The organism is Desulfuromonadales bacterium, from assembly GCA_035620395.1.
GTDB lineage: Bacteria > Desulfobacterota > Desulfuromonadia > Desulfuromonadales > DASPGW01 > DASPGW01.
On sequence record DASPGW010000063.1, the window covers coordinates 1 to 6632 of the forward strand.

The following is a 6632-nucleotide window of genomic DNA, read 5'->3' on the forward strand; positions in this document are numbered from 1 at the left end:
AAACGGACCTTGTATTTGCGGGCGATGGCGCCGATTTCTTCGATCGGATACAGGTTGCCGGTTTCGTTGTTCGCCCACATGACCGAGATGAGAATCGTCTGGTCGGTGATCGCCGCCTCCAGTTCCGCAAGGTCAAGCATCCCGTCCCGGTCGACCGGCAGGTAGGTCACCCGGTAGCCCTGTTTTTCCATGAACTTGCAGGTTTCAAGAACAGCGGGATGCTCCACCGCCGTAGTGATGATGTGATTTCCCTTGTCGCGCAGGGCGTCGGCCGTCCCCTTGATGGCCATGTTGTCCCCTTCGCTGCCGCAGGAGAGAAAGACGATCTCGGCCGGCGAACAGTTGAGCAGCCTGGCCACCTGTTCGCGCGCCTTTTCCACCACGCCGGCGACCGCCCGGCCGGCCCAGTGCACGCTGGACGGGTTGCCGAACTGTTCCCGGTAGAAGGGGAGCATTGCCTCCAGGACTTCCGGACGGACGGGGGTGGTGGCGTTGTTGTCCATGTAGATGCGTTTCACGAAAAAACCTCCGGTATATTCAGGCTCTAGGCACGAGGCTCTAGGCAACGGGTAAAACTTTTCTGGCTGAACTCTTGTTGCCGGGAGCCTGAAGCCCTGAACCGGCTTTTTCTTTCGCTTCCTTCGTCAAATCGTCCAGGGTAATCGACGCCAGGAAATGCCGAATGCGCTCGGCCAGCCCGTGCCAGACGTTGTGCGTCACGCACTGGTCGACGCAGACGCAGCGCCCGGCTTCATCCATGCACGAGACGGGGACCAGCGTCTCCTCGACGCTGTCGATGATCTCGTCGACACGGATTTCGGCCGCCGGCCGGGCCAGCACGTAGCCGCCGCCGGGACCGCGCACGCTGTCGACGATCCGCCCCCGGCGCAGCTTGACGAAGAGCTGCTCCAGGTAGGTGAGGGATATCTCCTCGCGGACGGCGATGTCCTTGAGCGTCATCGGCGAACCGCCGCCGTGCAGGCTGAGGCTCACCATGGCGCGTACCGCGTACTGGGCCTTGGTCGAAAGACGCATGGGCTAGGCCGACTCCTTTACCGAGGCCGCAGGCTGGAGCGCGCGCAGCCTCTCCTGCTCCTCCGTCAATTCCCGCACCTTGCGCTCCAGTGCCCGGATCTGGTCGAAGAGACAGGAGATCGCCTTGGCCTCGGGGTCGGGGAGCCGGCCATGTTCGAGGTCGACCTTCTCCTCCGGCTTCTCGCCGCCGGTCATCACCACCCGGCCCGGAACGCCGACCACCGTCGAATTGGGGGGAACTTCCTTGACCACCACGGAATTGGAGCCGATCTTGCTGTTGTCGCCGACCGTGAAGGGACCGAGAATCTTCGCCCCCGAGCCGATGACGACGTTGTTGCCGAGGGTCGGATGGCGTTTCTCCTTGGCCCAGGACGTGCCGCCGAGGGTGACGCCGTGGTAGAGGGTGCAGTTGTCGCCGATCTCTGCCGTCTCGCCGATGACCACTCCCATGCCGTGATCGATGAAGAACCCGCGGCCGATTTTGGCGCCGGGATGGATTTCGATGCCGGTAAAGAAGCGGCCGATGTGGGAGGTGAGTCGGGCGAGAAAGTAGAACCGTCCCAGCCAGAGGCGATGGGCCAGCCGATGAAAGAGCACGGCGTGAAACCCGGGATAGCAGAAAATGATTTCGAGCTTGCTGCGCACCGCCGGGTCACGCTCGAAAACGACCTTGAAATCCTCTTGCAGGGTTCGAAACACGCCTCTGTCTCCTTTGCCACGAGTGAACGCGAAAGACGATTTTCGTAACGGATAACATACCTGAGCAAAACTGTCAATTATTTTGGGGCGACAAAATCAGGGAGTTCGAGACAGGCGAGAGTAAGTCGGGCGGGTTTGAAACCCGCCCCTACCTGGGAAGGTAAAAGCTGAAACGGCTGCCCTGGCCGAGAGCACTCTCGACCCAGATGCGCCCCTGGTGGCAATCGATGATCTTTTTGCAGATGGAAAGGCCGAGCCCGCTCCCTCTGCTGGAATCGCCGGGATCGAGCTGGGAGAATTCATTGAACAGTTCGGGGATGCGCTCGCCGGGAATGCCACGGCCGGTATCCTCGACGCACACCCACACTTCTCTGTCGGATTCGGACAAGGAGACCCGGACCCTGCCGCCGGCGGGAGTGAACTTGACGGCGTTGCCGAGCAGGTTGACGAGCACCCGTTCGATCTTCTCTTCCTCGAAGGCCGCCGGGCAGGGAGAGGCGGGGATTTCGACGGCGAAATCGAGCCCGTTTTTCGCCATCAACGGTTTGAATTCGCTGCAGACGCGGGCAACGACCGCCTGCAGGTCCCGGGCATCGATATCCAGCAGCATCTTGCCCGCCTCGAAACGCGACAGGTCGAGCATGTTGTCGATCAGGTCGACCAGGCGGTCGCTGCTTTCGACGGCAGCACCGAGAAATTCCCGCTGCTGCCCCGTCAGGTTGTCCGTTCCCGTCTCCTGCAGCAGGGAGCAATACCCGTTGACGATGGTAACCGGGATGCGCAGTTCATGGGCTGCGGTATTGAGAAACCGGGAACGGGCCATATCGAGCTGTCGGAGCCGTTCGTTGGCAGCTTCCAGCGTTGATTTGGTCTCTTGCAGCTCGCGCTCCATCCGTCGCCGGACGGTAACTTCGCGAAAGGCGATCACTCGCAGGCCATCAGGGAGGGGCTTTTCGTTCAGGCTGACGGAGAGGAGCCGGGACTCTCCATCTTTTGCCCGGACACTGACATCGAAGGGAATGGCAGACCGTGCCTCCTGTCGGGATCGCCGCAGCAGTCGACGGATGGAGGAGATATCCAGCAGGCTGGTCAAGTGAATTCCCTGCAGCTCCTCCAGCGCATAACCGAGGGTTTCCAGCGCATGGGAGTTGGCGCGCACAATCTCCCCTTGCTGGTTAAAGGTAACGAGTCCCACTGAGGCAAACTCGAATACCTGCTCGTAAACTGCCATGCCCCGAAACTCCTCTTCCCAGTTGTGGGAAAAAAACCCATCCAGGCGTCTTTGCACACTTTGTGCCACCATTTTAATCCGCCATGTCCGCGCCGCTCCAAAACAGACAACCCATTAATCTGCCGCATTTTCAGGGCTTGCAGACTCTGACAGCAGGAGAAATGGCACAGGTCGGGAGGAAGATCGCGCGAGCAGGCAGAGAGGGAACGCTTTTTAACGGAATCGGCCCCGGAGATTCAGGCATTTGCCCATCCCCCCATATCTGAAAACGGGCTGCCGTCTACAATGCGTCACTTACCGGGCTACGGCAAAAAAAGAAAACCGCCGGCCACAACCTTTCGCACCCGGCGGACATCAGCAAGGAATGACGGCGAACCTCAATGCCGCGTCTGCTGCAACAGCAACTCCTCAGCGCGCGGCAGGTCCTCTTCGGCAACGTGCACCTGCAAGGGCCCGATCCCGGCGACCGGTTCGCGGCTCAGAAAATACTCGATACCGCCTGCTTTCAGAATAGCCACGACGCGGGCCAAATCCCTTGCGTCCGTAGGGTCATAGAAACGTGCCATCAGGGGTCCACCTCCTTTCGCGAATTGGCTCTCTGTAGCTATTTTACCACGCAAGAACAGAGGACGGAGGACAGATGAAGGAGGTCTTCGGGCCTCGGGCCTCGCATTTTGCACCTGTTTAAAGAAAAAGCCGGTAGGCCGGGTTGGTCGTCTCCTCGACGAAACGGTAGCCGAGGTTGTCGAGAAAGCCGCGCAGCCGACTCTCTTCGCCGGCCGGTATCTCCAGGCCGATCAGCACCCGGCCGTAGTCGCCGCCGTGCAGCCGGTAGTGGAAGAGGGAGATGTTCCAGTTCTCCCCCATCGTCTCGAGGAAACGGGCGAGGGCGCCGGGCCGCTCGGGGAACCAGAAGCGGAAGAGGCGCTCGTCGCCGGCTTCGGGAGAGCGGCCGCCGACCATGTAACGGATGTGGGTCTTGGCCAGTTCGTTGTCCGTCAGGTCGACGCTGGGAAAGCCGTGTTCGCCGAGCAGCCGCCCGAAGGCGAGCCGCTCCTGCTCGTCCTTGGTCGAAATGCCGACGAAGATGTGCGCCGCCTCGCGGCCGGCCAGACGGTAGTTGAACTCGGTGAGGTTGCGCTCCCCCAGCACCTCGGTGCAGAAGCGCTTGAGCGAGCCGGGCTGTTCGGGGATGGTGACGGCAAAGAGCGCCTCCTGCTTCTCGCCGATCAGCGTCCGCTCGGCGACGTAGCGCAGCCGCTCGAAATTCATGTTGGCCCCCGAGTTGACCGCTACCAGGGTCTGGCCTGCCACCTGCCGCTCGCGCACGTACTTCTTCAGCCCGGCCAGGCCGAGGGCGCCGGCCGGCTCGACGATGGAGCGGGTCGCCTGGTAGTTGCTGCGGATGGCGCTGCAGATCTCGTCGGTATCGACCGTGACGATCTCATCGACGAAACGCCGGCACAGCTCGAAGGTCAGCTTGCCCACCTCGCGCACGGCCACCCCGTCGGCAAAGATGCCCACCGAGTCGAGCTGCACCCGCCGCCCGGCCTGCAGCGAGCGGGCCATGGCGTCGCTGTCGACCGGCTCGACGCCGATGATGCGCACCTCGGGGCAGAGGGTCTTGAGGTAGGCGGCCATGCCGGCGATCAGCCCGCCCCCTCCCACCGGCACGAAGACGGCGTCAAGCCGGCCGGCGCTCTGCCGCAGCAGTTCGTCGGCAACCGTCCCCTGGCCGGCGATCACCAGCTCGTCGTCGAAGGGGTGGATGAAGGTCATGCCGCTTTCGGCGACCAGCCGGTCGCAGTGGTCGGCCGCCTCCGAGTAGCTGTCGCCGTGCAGCACGACCTCGGCGCCGTACCCTTCGACGGCGTTGACTTTGATCCGCGGGGTGGTGACCGGCATGACGATGACCGCCCGAATGCCGAGCTTCTTCGCCGAGAAGGCGACCCCCTGCGCATGGTTGCCGGCACTGGCGGCAATCACGCCGCCAGCCCGCTCCTCCCCGGAAAGGTGGGCGATCTTGTTGTAGGCGCCGCGCAGCTTGAAGGAGAAGACCGGCTGCAGGTCCTCACGCTTGAGCAGCACGCGGTTGCCGAGGTTGCGGGAAAGGCCGACCGCCTCCTCGAGGGGAGTCTCCACCGCGGCCTCGTAGACGCGGGAGGTGAGAATCATCTTGAGCATTTTCTGCATGACCGCATCCGGGAAGATTAGAGTGGACGGAACGACTGGAAATCTACCATAAGGCCGAGAAAACCGGGAATGCTTTCTCACGCAAAGCCGCAAAGACCGCAAAGAAAACCTCAAATTTCTTTTTTGCGTCTTTGCGACTTGAGCAGGCGCAGCGAGCGGCGTGAGACCATAAATTCTTGCCGGACACGAAAGGCACCCTGTCTTTAACTACATAAGTATCGACAAATGTATACGCTATTTGTATAATACCACGCTGATACATTGCCGGTGCGGCAGCGCGCCAACCCGGGTCTAACATATCCAGACAAAGGAGAGAGAAGACGATGGCTACTCCGGAATTCAAGTACCAGGATCCGTTCCCCCTCGCCAAGGACGCCACCAAGTACCGCAAGATCGACGGCTCCGAAAAGTTCGTCAGCGTGGTCAAGTTCGAGGGCCAGGACGTCGTCAAGGTCGCTCCCGAGGCGCTGACCGTGCTGGCCAATGAGGCGATGCGCGACGTCTCCTTCCTGCTGCGCCCCGAGCATAACGAGCAGGTCGCCAAGATCCTCCGCGACCCCGAGTCTTCGCAGAACGACAGGGGCGTGGCGATGGCTTTCCTGCGCAACGCCGAAATATCCGCCAACTTCGAACTTCCCCTCTGTCAGGATACCGGCACCGCCACCATCGTCGCCAAGAAAGGACAACAGGTCTGGACCGGCGCCAAGGACGAGGAGTTTCTTTCTAAAGGTGTCTACAAGACCTACACCGAAGAAAACCTGCGCTACAGCCAGACCGTCGCCCTCGACATGTACGAGGAGAAGAACACCGGCACCAACCTCCCCGCCCAGATCGACGTCATGGCCACCGACGGCGACTACTACAAGTTCCTGTTCATTGCCAAGGGCGGCGGCAGCGCCAACAAGACGATGCTCTACCAGGAGACCAAGGCGCTGCTCACTCCCGACAAGCTCGAGAAGTGGCTCATCGAGAAGATGAAGTACCTCGGCACCGCCGCCTGCCCCCCCTACCATATCGCCTTCGTCATCGGCGGCACCAGCGCCGACTCGGTCATGAAGACGGTCAAGCTCGCCACCGCCAAGGATCTCGACGGCCTGCCCACCACCGGCAATGAGCATGGCCAGGCCTTCCGCGACCTGGAACTGGAAGAAAAGCTACTTACGGCCGCCAACAAGCTCGGCATCGGCGCCCAGTTCGGCGGCAAGTACTTCGCCCACGACGTCCGCGTCATCCGCCTCCCCCGCCACGGCGCCTCCTGCCCCGTCGGCATGGCGGTCTCCTGCTCGGCTGACCGCAATATCAAGGCGAAGATCACCCGCGACGGCCTCTTCGTCGAGGAGATGGACCGCAACCCGGGCCGCCTTATCCCCGAGAAATACCGCGGCAAGCACGAGCACGGCGTCAAGATTGACCTGAACAAGCCGATGAAGGAGATCCTGGCCGAGCTCTCCAAGCACCCGGTCTCCACCCCGCT

At 61.9% G+C, this 6632-nt stretch carries 7 protein-coding genes; 1 reads left to right on the top strand and 6 read right to left on the bottom strand.

Annotation, left to right across the window (positions count from 1 at the left end):
- The 6 genes from VD811_03970 to ilvA form a co-directional block, all read right to left on the bottom strand.
- The coding region (locus VD811_03970) for an aminotransferase class V-fold PLP-dependent enzyme (protein HXV20135.1) at positions 1 to 518 on the bottom strand (518 nt) is incomplete at its 3' end.
- 40 nt (positions 519 to 558) lie between these two features.
- Positions 559 to 1035 carry an Rrf2 family transcriptional regulator gene (locus VD811_03975; GenBank protein ID HXV20136.1) on the bottom strand — a complete coding sequence of 159 codons (477 nt, stop codon included), beginning with the start codon at positions 1033 to 1035 and terminating at the stop codon, positions 559 to 561.
- 3 nt (positions 1036 to 1038) lie between these two features.
- Positions 1039 to 1734, bottom strand: coding sequence for a serine O-acetyltransferase (cysE, locus tag VD811_03980; protein ID HXV20137.1), 696 nt, complete (start codon positions 1732 to 1734; stop codon positions 1039 to 1041).
- Between the two features lie 148 nt (positions 1735 to 1882).
- Entirely contained in the window at positions 1883 to 2965 is a 1083-nt protein-coding gene (locus tag VD811_03985) for a PAS domain-containing sensor histidine kinase (GenBank protein ID HXV20138.1), read from the bottom strand.
- A gap of 377 nt (positions 2966 to 3342) precedes the next feature.
- On the bottom strand, positions 3343 to 3531 hold the full coding sequence (locus VD811_03990) for a DUF2007 domain-containing protein (protein HXV20139.1): 189 nt from the start codon (positions 3529 to 3531) through the stop codon (positions 3343 to 3345).
- A gap of 118 nt (positions 3532 to 3649) precedes the next feature.
- The gene (ilvA, locus tag VD811_03995) at positions 3650 to 5158 is read right to left on the bottom strand and encodes a threonine ammonia-lyase, biosynthetic (protein HXV20140.1); all 1509 of its coding nucleotides are present in this window, start codon (positions 5156 to 5158) and stop codon (positions 3650 to 3652) included.
- 323 nt (positions 5159 to 5481) lie between these two features.
- On the opposite strand from ilvA, the gene VD811_04000 reads away from it, so the two are divergent.
- A partial coding sequence (locus VD811_04000; protein HXV20141.1) for a fumarate hydratase occupies positions 5482 to 6632 on the top strand: 1151 nt, incomplete at its 3' end.

What these genes read in the sequence shown, in the direction of transcription:
- VD811_03975 (HXV20136.1), bottom strand. Translation starts at nt 1,035, where the DNA reads ATGCGTCTTTCGACCAAGGCCCAGTACGCGGTACGCGCCATGGTGAGC.
- VD811_03985 (HXV20138.1), bottom strand. Translation starts at nt 2,965, where the DNA reads ATGGCAGTTTACGAGCAGGTATTCGAGTTTGCCTCAGTGGGACTCGTT.
- VD811_03990 (HXV20139.1), bottom strand. Translation starts at nt 3,531, where the DNA reads ATGGCACGTTTCTATGACCCTACGGACGCAAGGGATTTGGCCCGCGTC.
- ilvA (HXV20140.1), bottom strand. Translation starts at nt 5,158, where the DNA reads ATGCAGAAAATGCTCAAGATGATTCTCACCTCCCGCGTCTACGAGGCC.